This window comes from Rhodococcus sp. TAF43, assembly GCF_052113525.1.
GTDB lineage: Bacteria > Actinomycetota > Actinomycetes > Mycobacteriales > Mycobacteriaceae > Prescottella.
This window is the reverse complement of record NZ_JBFRDL010000001.1, coordinates 254987-270256: the sequence shown is the minus strand read 5'-3', so window position 1 is coordinate 270256 and position 15270 is coordinate 254987. Positions and strand designations below refer to the sequence as shown.

The following is a 15270-nucleotide window of genomic DNA, read 5'->3' as shown; positions in this document are numbered from 1 at the left end:
CTGGTGGTACTCGTCACCCGCAGTGCACCTGTCGGCCACCCCGCGCGGGGTCGGTCGGCCCGCATTTCACTCACCCGTCGGCGTCTGGCAGAATGAACCGCTGTTCGTCGCATCCGGTTACGCACCGCGCGACGGTCACAGGAGAGAGGCAAAACCGGACCCGCCACCCTGGCAGGTCGCCGAATTGCACGTGACACGTGTGCACTGGTGTGCGCACTGAAGGAGATACGCAGCAGTGGCTGTCAAGATCAAGCTCACCCGCCTCGGCAAGATCCGCAACCCGCAGTACCGGATCATCGTCGCGGACTCTCGCACCCGCCGCAACGGCCGTGCGATCGAGACCATCGGCAAGTACCACCCCAAGGAAGAGCCCTCGCTGATCGAGATCGATTCCGAGCGCGCTCAGTACTGGCTGGGTGTCGGCGCACAGCCGACCGAGCCGGTCGAGAACCTGCTGAAGATCACCGGTGACTGGCAGAAGTTCAAGGGCCTGCCGGGCACCGAGGGCACCCTGAAGACCAAGGAAGCCAAGCCGTCCAAGCTGGAGCTGTTCCAGGCTGCGCTGGCGCAGGCCGAGAACGAGCCGGTTTCCGAGGCCATCACCCCCAAGAAGAAGAAGGCCGCGAAGGAAGAGGCCGAGGCTCCTGCTGCCGACGCCGAGTCCACCGAGGCTGCCGAGTAATGAGCGCCGTTGTCGCCGATGCCGTGGAGCATCTCGTCCGTGGGATCGTCGCCAACCCCGACGACGTTCGCGTCGAGCTGATCACGGGGCGTCGGGGACGCACCGTCGAGGTGCATGTGCACCCCGACGATCTCGGTAAGGTGATCGGTCGCGGTGGTCGTACCGCGACCGCCCTGCGGACCCTGGTCTCCGGTATCGGGGGCCGTGGGATCCGCGTCGACGTCGTCGACACCGATCAGTAGTACGGCAGTGGAGCTCGTCGTAGGCCGCATCGCCAAGTCGCACGGCATCAAGGGAGAGCTGGTCGTCGAGGTTCGCACTGACGAGCCCGGCGAGCGGTTCGCCGTCGGCGCCGAACTGCGTGGCCGCAAGCCGCGCGAGCAGAAGCTGCGCACATTCACGGTGGAAGCCGCCCGGGAGCATTCCGGGCGGCTTCTGCTGCGCCTTCACGGTGTCGCGGATCGCACCGCTGCGGACGAGTTGCGCGGCACGCTGTTCCTGATCGACACCGCCGAACTGACCCCGTCCGACGATCCGGACGAGTTCTACGATCACGAGCTCGAGGGCCTGGCTGTGCGTATCGCCGCCGGACGACCCGACGCGGGCACGCCGGTGGGCACCGTGATCGAGGTATTGCATTCCGCTGCAGGCGAATTGCTGTCCGTTCGCCCGGAAGGGCAGACGTCGGGCGAACTGTTGATCCCGTTCGTCACGGCAATCGTGCCGACGATCTCGATCGCCGACGGCGTGATCGAGATCGATCCGCCGGAGGGCCTGTTGGACCCCGACTTCGGCGACAGCCGAAACGAGGAGTGACCGAACCGCCGTGCGTCTCGACGTAGTCACGATCTTCCCCGAGTACCTCGAGCCGCTGCGTGCTGCGCTGCTCGGCAAGGCGATCGACAAGGGGCTCATCTCCGTCGGCGTCCACGATCTGCGGCGCTGGACCCACGACGTGCACAAGGCCGTCGACGATTCCCCGTACGGCGGCGGACCCGGCATGGTCATGAAGCCGACCGTGTGGGGCGACGCACTCGACGAGGTGCTCACCGACGACGACGGTGAACCCGATTCCGAGGCCCTGCTCGTCGTCCCCACTCCCGCCGGCGTGCCGTTCACCCAGGCCACCGCGCACCGTTGGGCCGAGGAGAAGCACCTGGTGTTCGCGTGCGGCCGGTACGAGGGCATCGATCAGCGGGTGTTCGACGACGCGTCCCGACGGGTGCGTGTCGAAGAGGTCTCGATCGGCGACTATGTCCTGATCGGTGGCGAGGCCGCGGTTCTCGTGATGGTCGAGGCCGTGGTCCGGCTGCTGCCCGGTGTCCTCGGCAATCAGCAGTCGCACCAAGAGGATTCGTTCTCCGACGGATTGCTCGAGGGTCCCAGCTACACCCGTCCGGTGAGCTGGCGCGGACTCGACGTCCCGCCGGTGCTGCTGTCCGGCGATCACGCGAAGGTCGCGGCCTGGCGTCGGGCGCAGTCGTTGCAGCGCACGGCCGAGCGTCGCCCCGATCTCCTTTCCTGATCGGTTTCTCGAGCCCGCCCGAACATCATTGACCCGCAGCGGTCCCCGCGAGTAGGCATGAACTCGAGGTGACCGGCAATGACTGATGTCGACTATTGCGTCGTGGGGGCCGGATTTGCGGGGTTGACCGCGGCGCTACGCCTGAAACAGGCGGGCCGCTCGATCACGGTGCTCGAGGCGCGCGACCGGATCGGGGGCCGCACCTTCACCGAGACCCGCGACGACGGTGTGTGGATCGATCGCGGCGGGGCGTGGATCGGTCCCGGGCAGGACCGGATCCACGCGTTGATGACCGAATTCGGCGTCCCGAGCTACCGCCAGTACACCGACGGCGACGCGATGATGATGGTGGACGGCAAGAAGTATCGCTACCAGGGCACCATCCCGATGACGATGAGTCCGTGGGCCGTCGCCAATCTGGGGGCGGTGTTCCTCGAACTCGGTGAGCTGTGCAAGTCGATACCGCTGGATGCGCCGTGGGAAGCGAAACGCGCCGCGGAATGGGACCGGATCAGTCTCGCCAAGTGGCTCGACGACAACGTGCTCTCGAAGCCGGCCCACGAACTCCTCGAGATGGCGATCGCCGGCTGCTACACGTCGGCCGCGTCGGAGGTCTCGTTCCTGTTCGTGCTGTACCAGATGGCGTCGGGTGGCGGGCCGTCGTTCGTGCTCGGAGTGAGGGATGCCGCGCAGGACGCCCGCCCGGTGGGCGGCATGGGTGCGATCTATCGGCCGATGGCCGCCGAACTGGGGCGCTCGCTGCACCTGTCGCAGCCTGTGCGCGTGATCGAACAGGACACGGACGGGGTGACGGTCCGCAGCGACCAGGTGACGGTGCGGGCCCGCCGGGCGATCGTCGCGGTGCCGCTGGCGATCGCGGGTCAGATCCGCTACGAGCCGTTGCTGCCGGTAGATCGGACGTTCCTGCACCAGCGGATGCCGAGCGGATCGATTCTCAAGGTCGCGGTCCTCTACGACGAGCCGTTCTGGCGCGCCGACGGGTTGTCGGGGCAGTCCGCGGCGCCGGGTTCGGCGGCCATGGTGACGGTCGACGCTGGCACCGACGCCGCGCGGCCGGGAATCATGTGCGTCATAGTGGAGGGGCCGCAGGCCCGCGCGCTCGGCCGGATGACCCCCGCGGACCGGCGCGGCGCCGTTGTGGCCGCCCTCATCGAGCGGTTCGGGCCGCAGGCCGCCGCGCCGGTCGACTACGTCGAGCAGGACTGGACCACCGAGCGGTACTCGGGCGGCGGGATGCTCAGCCACGCCCCGACCGGGGTTCTCACCGAATTCGGTCCGGCGCTGCGCGCGTCGTGCGGCCGCATCCACTGGGCGGGCACCGAGAGTTCGGCGGTGATGTGCGGGTGGGTCGACGGAGCGGTGCGGTCCGGGGAGCGTGCTGCCCGTGAGGTGATCGCCGCGGAGGATCTCGTCGGGGCGGCGCGCGCCGACTAGTCGATCCGCCTCTGCGGGAACAGGGTTCGGGCCGCGTCGGTGATCGTCTCGCGCGCATGCGCGGCGCTGGCGTCGTCGACGGCGGCGGTCAGCGAGGTGTCCGGGTAGTAGTCGGTGTCCTCATCCCCGTAGTCCAGATCCTCGCGGGACAGCAGCACCAACACGTAGCGGTCGTCGGCGCCGACGATCCCGGTCGACAGGTGGGTCCAGCGATCGTCCAGGCAGCACATCCAGCCCTGCTTTACGGCCTTGACGGTCTCGTCGGGCAGGCCGTCGGGAATGCCGAACCGCTGGTCGTAGCCGTCCGCCGCGGTCGGGTGCGAGTTGCGCAGGTAACCGAGCAGCTCGTCGCGGTGCGGGGCGTCGAGCCCGCCGCGGCCGTCGAGCACCGCGGAGTAGTAGCCGACCAGGTCGGCGGCGGTCGTCTCGGTGTTCCACCAGTTGTCGTCGTAGGGCGCCGACGTCGTCGACAGGGCGTATCGGGACGCCACGTCGAGCACGAGATCGGAGGCGCCGTACTCGTTCCACAGTTCGTTCGCGGCGTCGTCGTCGGAGTCCTCGAGCATCCGCGCGACGAGGGTGTGCTCGTCCTCGGACAGTTCCAATTCGTCGGTGGACTCGCGGTAGAGGAGGTCGTCGGCGATGAACAGCTTCGCGACGGATGCGGTCGCGAACGGCTCGGTGTCGGCGAACGAGACGTAACGGTTCTGGTGCCGGTCCAGCAGAGCCAGGGTGAGGTCGGCGCCCCGGTCGGCGGCGTCGGAGACGGCCTTGCCGATCCGGCCCTCGAGGGTGGTCGGGACCGGATCCGAATCGACGGTCGCCGCCTGCACGGTGGCGTGCCGGCTGTCGGGGGTCGCGTCACCCGTCGTCTGCGCCGCGCACGAGGCGAGCACGCCCACCGCGAGGCACACGCCGCCGAGGCGTCGCGCCCGTCCTGCCACCGGTTCCTCCCGCGATCCGTTCGCCGGGCTCATGACCGACGCCTCGGACAGGCTAGCGGTAGGGTCGATCGCCGTGACGACTGCTCTCAAATCCGTGAACCAGCGCATCGCCGAAGAGCTCGACGTACGGGAGGGTCAGGTCGCCGCGGCCGTCGACCTCCTGGACGGCGGCGCCACGGTTCCGTTCATCGCCCGGTACCGCAAGGAGGTCACCGGCGGCCTCGACGACGCGCAGCTGCGCCAGCTCGAGGAGCGGCTGCGCTACCTGTGGGAACTCGACGACAGGCGGGTCGCGATCCTCGAGTCGATCCGCTCCCAGGACAAGCTCGACGCCGCACTCGAGCAGCAGATCATGCTCGCCGACACCAAGGCCCGGCTCGAGGACATCTACCTGCCGTACAAGCCCAAGCGGCGCACCAAGGCGCAGATCGCGCGCGAGGCCGGGCACGAACCGGTGGCCGATGCACTGATCGGTGACCCGACCGTCGATCCCGCCCGGTACGACGCCGAGCAACTCGAGGGTGCCCGCGCGATCCTCGTGGAGCGGTTCGCGGAGGACGCCGACCTCGTCGGTGAGCTGCGCGAGCTGATGTGGGCCCGCGGGCAGGTGGAGTCGTCGGTCCGCAAGGGCAAGGAGACCGAGGGCGCCAAGTTCGCCGACTACTTCGAGTTCTCCGAGCCGTTCGAGAAGCTGCCCTCGCACCGCATCCTCGCGATGTTCCGCGGCGAGAAGGAGGAGATCCTGTCGCTGACGCTCGCGTCGGATCGCGAGCCGCTCGAGCCGGGGGAGACCAGCCTCTACGAGGGCCGGATCGCGTCCCGCTTCGGGATCGCCGACCGTGGCCGTCCGGCCGACCGCTGGCTGCTCGACACCGTCCGTTGGGCATGGAAGACGAAGATGCTGATCACCCTCGGCATCGACACCCGGATGCGGCTGCGCCAGTCCGCCGAGAAGGACGCCGTCGACGTGTTCGCGGCCAACCTCAAGGACCTGCTGCTCGCGGCGCCGGCCGGCACCCGCGCGACGATGGGCCTGGACCCCGGCTTCCGCACCGGCACCAAGGTCGCGGTCGTCGACGCCACCGGCAAGGTCGTCGCGCACGACACCATCTACCCGCACCAGCCGCACAACAAGTGGGACCAGTCGCTCGCGACCCTGGCCGCGCTCGCCGCCAAGCACGGCGTCGAACTCGTCGCGATCGGCAACGGCACCGCATCGCGTGAGACGGACGCGCTTGCCGCCGAACTGATCTCGAAGTTCCCCGAGGCCGGCCTGACGAAGGTGATGGTCTCCGAGGCGGGCGCGTCGGTGTACTCGGCGTCGGCGTACGGGTCGCAGGAGCTGCCAGACCTCGACGTCTCGATCCGGGGCGCGGTGTCGATCGCGCGGCGTCTGCAGGATCCGCTCGCCGAGTTGGTGAAGATCGACCCCAAGTCGATCGGTGTCGGCCAGTACCAGCACGACGTGTCCGAGACGATGCTCGCGCGCTCGCTCGGCGCGGTCGTCGAGGACGCTGTGAACGCGGTCGGCGTGGACGTCAACACCGCGTCGGTGCCGCTGCTGTCGCGGGTGTCGGGCATCGCCGGTTCGCTCGCCGAGAGCATCGTCGCGTTCCGCGACCAGAACGGTCCGTTCCGCAGCCGCAAGGGGCTCAAGGACGTGCCGCGACTCGGGCCGAAGGCGTTCGAGCAGTGCGCCGGCTTCCTACGGATCCCGAACGGTGACGACCCGCTCGACGCGTCCAGCGTGCACCCCGAGGCATACCCCGTGGTGCGCCGGATCGTGCAGTCCTCCGGCTCGGGGGTGGGGGAGTTGGTCGGCAACACCGCCGTCCTGCAGAAGCTGCGGCCGGCCGACTTCGTCGACGAGAAGTTCGGTCTGCCGACCGTCACCGACATCATCGCCGAGCTGGACAAGCCGGGCCGCGACCCGCGCCCGGAGTTCAAGACGGCCACGTTCGCGGCCGGGATCGAGAAGGTCGCGCACCTGAAGCCCGGCATGGTGCTCGAGGGCGTCGTGACCAACGTGGCCGCGTTCGGCGCGTTCGTCGACGTGGGCGTCCACCAGGACGGCCTGGTGCACGTGTCGGCGATGTCGCGCACGTTCGTCAGCGACCCGCGCGAGGTCGTCAAGTCCGGTGACGTCGTGAAGGTCAAGGTGCTCGAGGTCGACGTCGAACGCCAGCGCATCGGGCTGACGTTGCGCCTCGACGACGAGGTCGGTGCCCCGAACGGGCCGCGCGGCGGACAGCGTCAGGGCGGTCAGCGTCCGGGTGGCCAGGGCAACGGCGGTCAGCGTCAGAGTGGTCAGCGGCAGGGTGGTCAGGGTCGCGGTGGCCAGGGCCAGGGCCAGGGCCGGGGCCGGGACCGGCGCGCCGAACAGCGGCCCGCGAGCGGCTCGATGGCGGACGCGCTGCGCAAGGCCGGTTTCGGCAAGTAGCGGTGAGACCGAAGGAGCCCCGGGACCGGTGTCCCGGGGCTCCTTCGCGGTCTGGGGATTCAGTAACCGCCGATGCCCGTGCCGATCAGCATCACGCCGATCACCAGCAGCAGGACCGCCATCACCGCGGCGTTGTTGGCGGTCAGCCACGTCTTCAGGTTGTTCAGCCACGAGGTCGCGCGCTCGCGCATGGTGAAGTAGCCGATCACGGGGACGGCCACCGTGCACGCCGCGAGCACCGTGAACACCACTCCCGCGACGACGATCGTGCCGACGGGTGCGCCGAGCTGAGACACCGCGACCGCGGCACCGACGATCATCAACAGGTTCTTCGGGTTGATCGCCGACAGGGCGAAGCCGAGCCCGAGCGCTTTGACGGGTGTCACCTTGTCGATCGCGGCGAGCCACCCCGGCATCGACGGTTCCTCGCCGGGGGCCGGACGTCCCCGCCACTGCTTCACGGCCAGGGCCAGCAACAGGGCGCCGAGGACGATCCGGATGGTCGCGGTCACGGCGTTGCCGTCCGAGTTCGACGACAGGTCTATCGCGCTGCCGATCACCACGAACAGTGCGTACGCAACCGCAATCCCGAGGATCCAGCCCGCGAGGAAGGTTGTCGCGGTGCTTCCGGCGCGAGGTGTGAGCAGCATCAGAATCGTCGCGATGATCGGAATCGGACTGATCGCGACGCCGACGGCGAGGGGGAGCACGTCCCCGATAGCGGTACCCATCCTCGAATGTTGGCAGCGAAGGCCCCGGCGCGGCCCACCCGTTGTGGGTGAATCGCCGGATCCGACTCCGGCTTTCGCGGTACCCGAACAGATGGAAAGCTCATCGTTCATGCAGCCGATCGCGTCAGTACCCACAGACTCCTCCGGTGCGCCGAAGAACATGGTGTGGGTCCCCGGGGGAACGTTCTGGATGGGATCGGAGGATTTCTACCCGGAGGAGCGTCCGGTCCATCAGGTCAGCATCGACGGCTTCTGGATGGACACCCACCAGGTGACGGTCGCCGAGTTCAGGCGCTTCGTGAAGGCCACCGGCCACGTGACGACCGCGGAGCTCGCGCCCGATCCGGCCGACTACCCCGACGCCGACCCGGCGCTGCTCGTCCCCGGTTCGCTCGTGTTCACCCCGCCCGACCGACCGGTCTCGCTCGACAACTACCAGCAGTGGTGGTCGTGGGTGCCGGGCGCGGACTGGCGGCATCCGGAAGGCCCCGGCAGCAACGTCGGGGGCCGCGAGCGGCACCCCGTCACACATGTCTCCTACACCGACGCGCTCGCGTACGCGGCGTGGTCGGGCAAGGAACTGGCAACCGAGGCCGAATGGGAGTTCGCGGCGCGCGGCGGACTCGACCGCAAGACATACGTGTGGGGCGACGAGTTCACGCCGGGCGGCAGGCATCAGGCGAACACGTGGCAGGGACAGTTCCCGTGGGAGAACCTGGCGGAGGACGGATTCGTCGGCACGTCGCCGGTCGGCAGTTTCCGGCCCAACGGCTACGGCCTCGACGACATGGCAGGCAACGTGTGGGAGTGGACCACCGACTTCCACACCGTCGACCACAGCGCGTCCGGCAGGAACGTCGCGCCCGCGTCGTCGTGCTGCATTCCGCGCAACCCGCGCGTGGAGGTAGGCGAGGCGCGTGACGGCGAGGTGTACCCGCGCCGGGTGATCAAGGGCGGATCGCACCTGTGCGCGCCCAACTACTGCGTGCGCTACCGTCCGGCGGCCCGACAGGGGGAAACCGAGGAGACGTCCACCTGCCACATCGGGTTCCGCTGCATCGTCCGTGGTCGGGTCCCTTCCTGATGCGACACTGGCTCGAACGGGAGATCATCGCCAACGGTCGGCTCCCGCTGCTGTTCTTCCTCCTCGGATTCCTGCTCGCGTTCCTTTTCATCCGGGTCAGCGTCCGGATGATCCGAGCCGAGGTGCGGTGGTGGCCCGGGAACATCACCCCGGGCGGGCAGCACATCCATCACGTCGTGTTCGGGGTGGTGACGATGTTCGCCTCGGGCGTCGCGCTGATCGCGGTGTACGAGAACGCGACGCAGGCGACCGGTGCGGTGATCGCCACGTTCTTCGGGATCGGCGCGGCCCTCGTCCTCGACGAGTTCGCCCTGATCTTCTACCTCAAGGACGTGTACTGGTCCGATCAGGGCCGGGCGTCGGTGGACGCGGTCTTCGTCGCGCTCGCGGTGACCGGGTTGCTGCTGCTCGGATTCCAGCCGCTCGAACTGCTCGATATCACCGAGTGGCGCGAGGATCCGCACGTCGCGGTCCGGGTGACCATCGTGGTTCTCGCGGTCGTCAACCTGGCCCTGGCCGCGATCGTCATCCTCAAGGGCAAGATCTGGACGGGACTCGTCGGGCTGTTCGTGTTCCCGATCCTGTTGGTCGGCGCGATCCGGCTGAGCCGGCCCGGCGCGCCGTGGGCGAGATGGCGATATACGGCGAAGCCCCGCCGGATGCAGCGCGCGATCGAGCGTGAGAAGCGGTTCCGTCGCCCGATGATCCGGGCGAAGATCTATGTGCAGGACCTTGTCGCAGGTAAACCGAGCGTCGAGCATGCGCTGACGGCCACCGAGGCGGAGCTCGAGCGCACCGTGCAACCCGCACCGGCGCCGATTTCCACGCATGGTGCGGCGTCTGGCACAATGGTCGGGTTGCCTGGTGAAGGCGACTCAACTTGATCTGAGCACGAACCAGTCGAGCCACGGCCGCTCGGTTCCTCTGCTCCTGCGAAAAACGCAAGGATGGAACAACCATGAACACCTTGGATTTCCTGGACGCCAAGTCCCTCCGCAACGATATTCCGGAGTTCCGCGCCGGTGACACCCTGAACGTGCACGTCAAGGTCATCGAGGGCTCGAAGGAGCGCGTGCAGGTCTTCAAGGGCGTCGTGATCCGCCGCCAGGGCGGCGGCGTTCGCGAGACCTTCACCGTCCGCAAGATCTCGTTCGGCGTCGGCGTCGAGCGCACCTTCCCGGTCCACAGCCCCAACCTGGCCCAGATCGAGGTCGTCACCCGCGGTGACGTCCGTCGCGCCAAGCTGTACTACCTGCGCGACCTGCGCGGCAAGGCTGCGAAGATCAAGGAAAAGCGCTGAGCTTCGACGCTCTGAGCTACTTCGGTTGGCCCGGCACCGCTTTCACGCGGTGTCGGGCTAATCTGTCTCAGTGGCAGATGCACCGCAGGACCCGGCCGTGACGTCGGACGCGAATGACGGAGACGGCGCCGAAAAGCGCTCACGTCGGGGCAAGGCGAAGAAGCCCCGCTCGTTCTGGCGCGAGATACCGATCCTCATCCTCGTCGCGTTGGTGCTGAGTTTCCTGTTGCAGACGTTCATCGCGCGGGTGTACCTCATTCCGTCCGAGTCGATGGAACCCACGCTGCACGGCTGCCCCGGCTGCACGGGTGACCGCATCGTCGTCGAGAAGATCAGCTACCGCTTCGGCGACCCGAAGCCCGGGGACGTCATCGTCTTCCGCGGCCCGGATTCGTGGTCGGAGCGGTACGAGTCGACGCGTTCGTCGAACCCCGTGAAACGTGGCGCGCAGGAACTCGGATCCATGGTCGGACTCGTCCCGCCGGACGAGAATGATCTCGTGAAGCGTGTCATCGCCACCGGTGGGCAGAGGGTGGAGTGCTGCGACGACCAGGGCCGTGTCCTGGTCGACGGCAAACCGCTCGACGAGCCGTACATCACCATGGACTTCCCGTTCATCCCGGGCGTGCAGACGTGCGATACCGCGGTGAAGTCGGCCCGCTGCTTCGGTCCCGTCACCGTCCCCGAGGGCAACCTGTGGATGATGGGTGACAACCGCAGTAACTCGGCGGACTCGCGCTACCACGTCTCCGACGAACGCCAAGGCACGATCCCGATCGACAACGTGATCGGCAAGGCGACATTCATCGTGCTGCCGCCGTCACGCTGGGGCAAGATCTCGTCCCCCGACATTCAGCAGCAGTGAGTACCTGGCCACCGAGAACCGTCATTCGCAGAGCATCCGGCTTGCGGACCATGGAGTCTGCACTGGTGCGATGCGGTCTGGGGCCCGTGGCCGGCGTCGACGAGGCCGGACGCGGCGCCTGCGCGGGACCGCTGGTCGTCGCGGCGTGTGTGCTCGGACCCAAGCCGCACGCGGCCCTGGCCGGGCTGGACGATTCGAAGAAGCTCACCGAGAAGGTCCGTGAGGAGCTGTTCCCGGTGATCAAGCGGCTCGCGGTGGCGTGGAGTGTCGTCGAGATCCCCGCCGCCGAGATCGACCGGATCGGGGTCCACGTCGCGAACATCGAGGGGATGCGCCGGGCGGTCGCCGGACTGTCGGTGCCGCCCGGCTACGTCCTCACCGACGGATTCCGGGTGCCGGGTCTGCCGGCGCCGTCGTTGCCGGTGATCGGGGGCGACGCCGCGGCCGCGTGCATCGCGGCGGCGAGCGTTCTCGCGAAGGTCACCCGTGATCGGACGATGGTCGCGATGGACGAGGAACTGCCCGGGTACGGTTTTGCCGGGCACAAGGGTTACAGCACAGCGGTGCACACGGCCGCGCTCCACGAACTGGGGCCGAGCCGTGAGCACCGGATGTCGTACGCGAATGTAGCCGCGGCGAGCCGCGAGTTCGAATCGGCGGGGAGCCACGGATTCGGGTCCGCGGGGTAGGTGCGGGATGATGAGTTTTCACAACAACGCAGGAGGACGTCGAGGCCGATGAGTGCCGAGGATCTCGAGAAATACGAAACCGAGATGGAACTGTCGCTGTACCGCGAGTACCGGGACATCGTCGGTCAGTTCTCGTACGTCGTGGAGACCGAGCGCCGGTTCTATCTCGCGAACTCCGTGGAGTTGCTGCCGCACAGCGCGGACGGCGAGATCTACTTCGAGGTGCGGATGTCCGACGCCTGGGTGTGGGACATGTACCGGCCTGCTCGCTTCGTGAAGTACGTGCGGGTCATCACGTTCAAGGACGTGAACATCGAGGAGCTGGAGAAGTCCGACCTGCGACTGCCGGACAACGGTCTGGGCTGATCGTTCGAGTTTCCGAGAGCCGCGCATCTTCCGGGGTGCGCGGCTCTCGTGTGTTCGAAGGGTGGTTGTCCACAGCTCCCGACCCATCCACAGGGCAATCTGTTCTCCCTGTTCGGGGTTCCGCCGCGCCGAGGGGTGACGGGCACAGTCTTCGTCACCGGCGGGAGGTTCCGGCCGGGTGAGGGGGAAGCCCGGATGGGACGCAATATCGCGTTGGGCGCGATGGGGGAGGAAATCGCGGCCCGCGTGCTGACGGACGCGGGCCTGCAGATCCTGGACCGGAACTGGCGGTGCCGCCACGGAGAACTGGACGTGGTGGCCGCGGACGGCGACACCGTGGTGTTCGTGGAGGTGAAGACTCGGTCGGGGCTGGGATTCGGGAGTCCGGCGGAGGCGGTGACCTATGCCAAGCAGAGGCGGATCCGGATGTTGGCCCAGCGCTGGCTGTCCGCGTCCGAGAAGCACTGGCCGAATGTGCGATTCGATGTGGTGTCGGTGCTCGTGGCTCGGCATCGGGAGCCCGAGGTCACGCACCTGGTGGCGGTGTTCTGATGGCGCTCGGGCGTGCTCACTCGGTGGCGGTGAGCGGGGTCGACGGGCAGATCGTGGAGATCGAGGCGGACATCGGCCGCGGACTGCCCGGGGTGCATCTGGTGGGGTTGCCGGACACTGCGCTGCAGGAGTCTCGGGATCGGGTGCGGGCGGCGGTCACCAACTCCGGCGAGAAGTGGCCCGAATCGCGGGTGACGCTGGCACTGTCGCCGGCGACGCTTCCGAAGGTGGGCAGCGTCTACGACCTCGCCTTGGCGTGCGCCGTGCTCGACGCCGCCCGGCAGGTTCCGCGGACGCGCCTCGCGAAGACGGTGCTGTTGGGCGAGTTGGCGCTCGACGGCCGGCTGCGCACGGTCCGCGGCGTGCTGCCCGCAGTGTTGGCGGCGAAGAACGCGGGATGGTCGACGGTGGTGGTCCCGGTCCAGGCGCTGGCGGAGGCCGGGTTGGTCGACGGAATCGAGGTTCTGGGCGCCGACCGTCTCACCGCGGTCACGCTGTGGCTGCAGGGCAAGGGGACGTTGTCCGCACCCGCGCCGTTCGACACCGGGGCGTCGTCGTCGCGCGCCGACCTCAGCGAGGTCGTGGGACAGGCGGAGGCGCGGTGGGCGATCGAGGTGGCGGCCGCCGGTGCCCACCACCTGATGCTCACCGGTCCACCCGGCATCGGGAAGACGATGCTCGCGCAGCGGCTACCGGGTGTGCTGCCGGCGCTGACCGAGCCGGAGGCGCTGGAGGTCACGGCGATTCACTCCGTGGCCGGGCTGCTCACGTCGGAGCGCCCGCTCATCACCGAGCCGCCGTTCATCGCGCCGCACCACACGTCTTCGGTGAGCGCGCTGGTGGGCGGTGGCAGCGGGATGGCGCGACCGGGGGCGGTCAGCCGCGCGCACCGAGGAATCCTGTTCCTGGACGAGTGCGCCGAGATGGGAACCAAGGCGCTCGAGGCCCTGCGGACGCCGTTGGAGGACGGGGAGGTTCGCATCGCCAGGCGGGACGGGGTCGCGCGCTACCCGGCGCGGTTCCAGTTGGTGCTCGCCGCGAACCCGTGTCCGTGCGCACCGGCGCGTGAGGTGGACTGCGTGTGCGCGCCCACGGTCCGGCGCCGCTACCTGGGTCGGCTCTCCGGACCGTTGCTGGACCGGGTCGACCTGCGCATCCGGATGAAGGCCGTGGCGACCGGGGCGTTGATGGACGAGGTGGGTGAGACCACCGAGCAGGTGCGCGGTCGGGTGGCCGCCGCCCGGGCCGCGGCCGGCGAACGGTGGCGGTCCTACGAATGGCGGACCAACGCGGAGGTGCCGGGCCCGGCTCTGCGGCAACGGTTCCGGCTGCCGCGAGAGGCGCTCGTACCGCTCGAGAAGGCGCTGCGCCTGGGCGCCGTCACCGCACGCGGCGCGGACCGTGCGCTGCGGGTGGCGTGGACCCTCGGCGACCTCGCTGGCCTGGACTCACCGGGCCGCGACCAGGTCTCGACGGCGCTCGAGTTCCGGGACCGGGGTGTGGCATGAGTGGGCACGATCCGCGGTTGTCGGCGTGGGCGTATCTGTCGAAGGTGGTGCAGGGGTCGTGTCCACCGCTCGCGGAGTTGGTCTCGGCGGTCGGCCCAGTCGACGCGGCGCGGGCGGTGCGCGAGCGGGATCTGTCGAGCTTCCTGGATCGGCGGACGTCGGCGCGGGCGCACATCGACACGGCGGCCCGGGATCTGGATCTGCTCGCGGCCATGGGCGGTCGTCTGGTGACGCCCGACGACGACGAGTGGCCGCGGTGGCGACTGCTGGCGTTCGACGCACTCGGTGACGGCCGCGACGACGGCGGCCCGCTGGCGCTGTGGGTGCTGGGGGATCGACCGCTCGACGAGCTGGTGGCCCGGTCGGTGGCGGTCGTCGGTACGCGGGCGGCGAGCTCCTACGGCGAGCACGTCACCGCCGAGATCGTCGGCGATCTCGCGGCCGACGGGTGGACGGTGGTGTCGGGGGCGGCGTTCGGGATCGACGCCGCCGCGCATCGGGCGGCGCTGGGCTCGGGTGGTCTCACGGTCGCGGTCCTCGCGTGCGGGGTGGATCGGGCCTATCCCGCCGGGCACGGGCGGTTGCTGCAGCAGATCGCGCGTGACGGCGCGGTGATCAGCGAGTATCCGCCCGGCACGACCCCGGCCCGGTATCGATTCCTGGCCCGGAACCGGTTGGTGGCGGGCCTGTCCGACGGCGTCGTGGTGGTCGAGGCGGGCTGGCGCAGCGGGGCGCGGAACACCGCCACGTGGGGCCGGCGGCTGGGCCGTCCCGTGCTGGCGGTGCCGGGACCGGTGACGTCCGCGGCGTCGACCGGGTGTCACCGGATGATCCGGGAGGGAGAGGCCCGCCTGGTCGCGAGCGCGAAGGACATCGTGGAGGAGGCCGGGCCGATTGGTGTCGATGGTGGCGAGGCTGCCGGCGGCGGGGCGGTGCGCGCTCTCGACGCGCTCACCGGCGATGCGGCCGCGGTGTACGAGGCGCTGCCGGGCAGCGGTACCCGGGGCACCCGCGAGCTGTCGGAGGAGTCGGGGCTACCGGTGGCGCGGGTGCGGGCCCTGCTGCCGGTGCTGGAACTCGACGGATTCGTCGGGTCGGACGAGACGGGCTGGTTCCGGTGGTGACGGGA

17 protein-coding genes are annotated in these 15270 nt (G+C 69.2%); 15 read left to right on the top strand and 2 right to left on the bottom strand.

Translation table 11 applies throughout. The features are described 5' to 3' along the window. Positions 1-235: 235 nt before the first annotated feature. From rpsP to AB4Z09_RS01285, 5 genes are all read left to right on the top strand, one after another. Positions 236-682 (top strand): 30S ribosomal protein S16, encoded by a 447-nt coding sequence (gene rpsP, locus AB4Z09_RS01305; protein ID WP_114719518.1) that lies wholly within the window; start codon positions 236-238, stop codon positions 680-682. After that, positions 682-924, top strand: coding sequence for an RNA-binding protein (locus tag AB4Z09_RS01300; RefSeq protein WP_003939023.1), 243 nt, complete (start codon positions 682-684; stop codon positions 922-924). The genes rpsP and AB4Z09_RS01300 overlap by 1 nt, the downstream gene beginning before the upstream one ends. A 7-nt stretch (positions 925-931) precedes the next feature. Further along, positions 932-1498, top strand: a complete 567-nt coding sequence (gene rimM, locus AB4Z09_RS01295; protein ID WP_114719520.1) for a ribosome maturation factor RimM — start codon at positions 932-934, stop codon at positions 1496-1498. Positions 1499-1508: 10 nt separating this feature from the next. Beyond that, positions 1509-2207, top strand: a complete 699-nt coding sequence (gene trmD, locus AB4Z09_RS01290; protein WP_114719522.1) for a tRNA (guanosine(37)-N1)-methyltransferase TrmD — start codon at positions 1509-1511, stop codon at positions 2205-2207. Positions 2208-2285: 78 nt separating this feature from the next. Continuing rightward, the gene (locus AB4Z09_RS01285) at positions 2286-3662 is read left to right on the top strand and encodes a flavin monoamine oxidase family protein (protein WP_174909555.1); all 1377 of its coding nucleotides are present in this window, start codon (positions 2286-2288) and stop codon (positions 3660-3662) included. Here the strand turns inward: AB4Z09_RS01285 and AB4Z09_RS01280 are convergent. Next, positions 3659-4639 carry a serine hydrolase gene (locus AB4Z09_RS01280; RefSeq protein WP_174909556.1) on the bottom strand — a complete coding sequence of 327 codons (981 nt, stop codon included), beginning with the start codon at positions 4637-4639 and terminating at the stop codon, positions 3659-3661. The two genes, AB4Z09_RS01285 and AB4Z09_RS01280, sit on opposite strands and share 4 nt — an antisense overlap. Positions 4640-4679: 40 nt before the next feature. Here AB4Z09_RS01280 and AB4Z09_RS01275 point away from each other — a divergent pair, with 40 nt between their 5' ends. Beyond that, positions 4680-7046, top strand: a complete 2367-nt coding sequence (locus AB4Z09_RS01275; RefSeq protein WP_174909558.1) for a Tex family protein — start codon at positions 4680-4682, stop codon at positions 7044-7046. A gap of 59 nt (positions 7047-7105) precedes the next feature. On the opposite strand, the gene AB4Z09_RS01270 is transcribed toward AB4Z09_RS01275, so the two are convergent. Further along, positions 7106-7777, bottom strand: coding sequence for a GAP family protein (locus tag AB4Z09_RS01270; protein ID WP_174909560.1), 672 nt, complete (start codon positions 7775-7777; stop codon positions 7106-7108). A 109-nt stretch (positions 7778-7886) separates the two neighbouring features. On the opposite strand from AB4Z09_RS01270, the gene AB4Z09_RS01265 reads away from it, so the two are divergent. The 9 genes from AB4Z09_RS01265 (at position 7887) to dprA (ending at position 15265) form a co-directional block, all read left to right on the top strand. After that, entirely contained in the window at positions 7887-8861 is a 975-nt protein-coding gene (locus AB4Z09_RS01265) for a formylglycine-generating enzyme family protein (RefSeq protein WP_174914613.1), read from the top strand. Then, positions 8861-9745 carry a hypothetical protein gene (locus tag AB4Z09_RS01260; RefSeq protein ID WP_114719532.1) on the top strand — a complete coding sequence of 295 codons (885 nt, stop codon included), beginning with the start codon at positions 8861-8863 and terminating at the stop codon, positions 9743-9745. The genes AB4Z09_RS01265 and AB4Z09_RS01260 overlap by 1 nt, the downstream gene beginning before the upstream one ends. Positions 9746-9819: 74 nt before the next feature. After that, complete coding sequence (rplS, locus tag AB4Z09_RS01255; protein WP_031939962.1) at positions 9820-10161, top strand: 50S ribosomal protein L19; 342 nt, start codon at positions 9820-9822, stop codon at positions 10159-10161. Positions 10162-10258: 97 nt separating this feature from the next. Further along, entirely contained in the window at positions 10259-11026 is a 768-nt protein-coding gene (lepB, locus tag AB4Z09_RS01250; protein ID WP_174914615.1) for a signal peptidase I, read from the top strand. After that, a complete protein-coding gene (locus AB4Z09_RS01245; protein WP_174909562.1) occupies positions 11023-11715 on the top strand; it encodes a ribonuclease HII in 693 nt (230 codons plus the stop codon). Before lepB ends, AB4Z09_RS01245 begins: the two co-directional genes overlap by 4 nt. 48 nt (positions 11716-11763) lie before the next feature. Further along, positions 11764-12081, top strand: a complete 318-nt coding sequence (locus AB4Z09_RS01240; protein ID WP_005513927.1) for a DUF2469 domain-containing protein — start codon at positions 11764-11766, stop codon at positions 12079-12081. 195 nt (positions 12082-12276) lie between these two features. Beyond that, entirely contained in the window at positions 12277-12633 is a 357-nt protein-coding gene (locus AB4Z09_RS01235; protein ID WP_114719538.1) for a YraN family protein, read from the top strand. Then, complete coding sequence (locus AB4Z09_RS01230; protein ID WP_114719540.1) at positions 12633-14141, top strand: YifB family Mg chelatase-like AAA ATPase; 1509 nt, start codon at positions 12633-12635, stop codon at positions 14139-14141. The genes AB4Z09_RS01235 and AB4Z09_RS01230 overlap by 1 nt, the downstream gene beginning before the upstream one ends. After that, entirely contained in the window at positions 14138-15265 is a 1128-nt protein-coding gene (gene dprA, locus AB4Z09_RS01225; protein WP_174909566.1) for a DNA-processing protein DprA, read from the top strand. The genes AB4Z09_RS01230 and dprA overlap by 4 nt, the downstream gene beginning before the upstream one ends. The last annotated feature ends 5 nt before the right edge of the window (positions 15266-15270 follow it).

What these genes read in the sequence shown, in the direction of transcription:
- AB4Z09_RS01300 (WP_003939023.1), top strand. Translation starts at nt 682, where the DNA reads ATGAGCGCCGTTGTCGCCGATGCCGTGGAGCATCTCGTCCGTGGGATC.
- AB4Z09_RS01285 (WP_174909555.1), top strand. Translation starts at nt 2,286, where the DNA reads ATGACTGATGTCGACTATTGCGTCGTGGGGGCCGGATTTGCGGGGTTG.
- AB4Z09_RS01280 (WP_174909556.1), bottom strand. Translation starts at nt 4,639, where the DNA reads ATGAGCCCGGCGAACGGATCGCGGGAGGAACCGGTGGCAGGACGGGCG.
- AB4Z09_RS01270 (WP_174909560.1), bottom strand. Translation starts at nt 7,777, where the DNA reads ATGGGTACCGCTATCGGGGACGTGCTCCCCCTCGCCGTCGGCGTCGCG.
- AB4Z09_RS01265 (WP_174914613.1), top strand. Translation starts at nt 7,887, where the DNA reads ATGCAGCCGATCGCGTCAGTACCCACAGACTCCTCCGGTGCGCCGAAG.
- AB4Z09_RS01260 (WP_114719532.1), top strand. Translation starts at nt 8,861, where the DNA reads ATGCGACACTGGCTCGAACGGGAGATCATCGCCAACGGTCGGCTCCCG.
- rplS (WP_031939962.1), top strand. Translation starts at nt 9,820, where the DNA reads ATGAACACCTTGGATTTCCTGGACGCCAAGTCCCTCCGCAACGATATT.
- AB4Z09_RS01240 (WP_005513927.1), top strand. Translation starts at nt 11,764, where the DNA reads ATGAGTGCCGAGGATCTCGAGAAATACGAAACCGAGATGGAACTGTCG.
- AB4Z09_RS01235 (WP_114719538.1), top strand. Translation starts at nt 12,277, where the DNA reads ATGGGACGCAATATCGCGTTGGGCGCGATGGGGGAGGAAATCGCGGCC.
- AB4Z09_RS01230 (WP_114719540.1), top strand. Translation starts at nt 12,633, where the DNA reads ATGGCGCTCGGGCGTGCTCACTCGGTGGCGGTGAGCGGGGTCGACGGG.
- dprA (WP_174909566.1), top strand. Translation starts at nt 14,138, where the DNA reads ATGAGTGGGCACGATCCGCGGTTGTCGGCGTGGGCGTATCTGTCGAAG.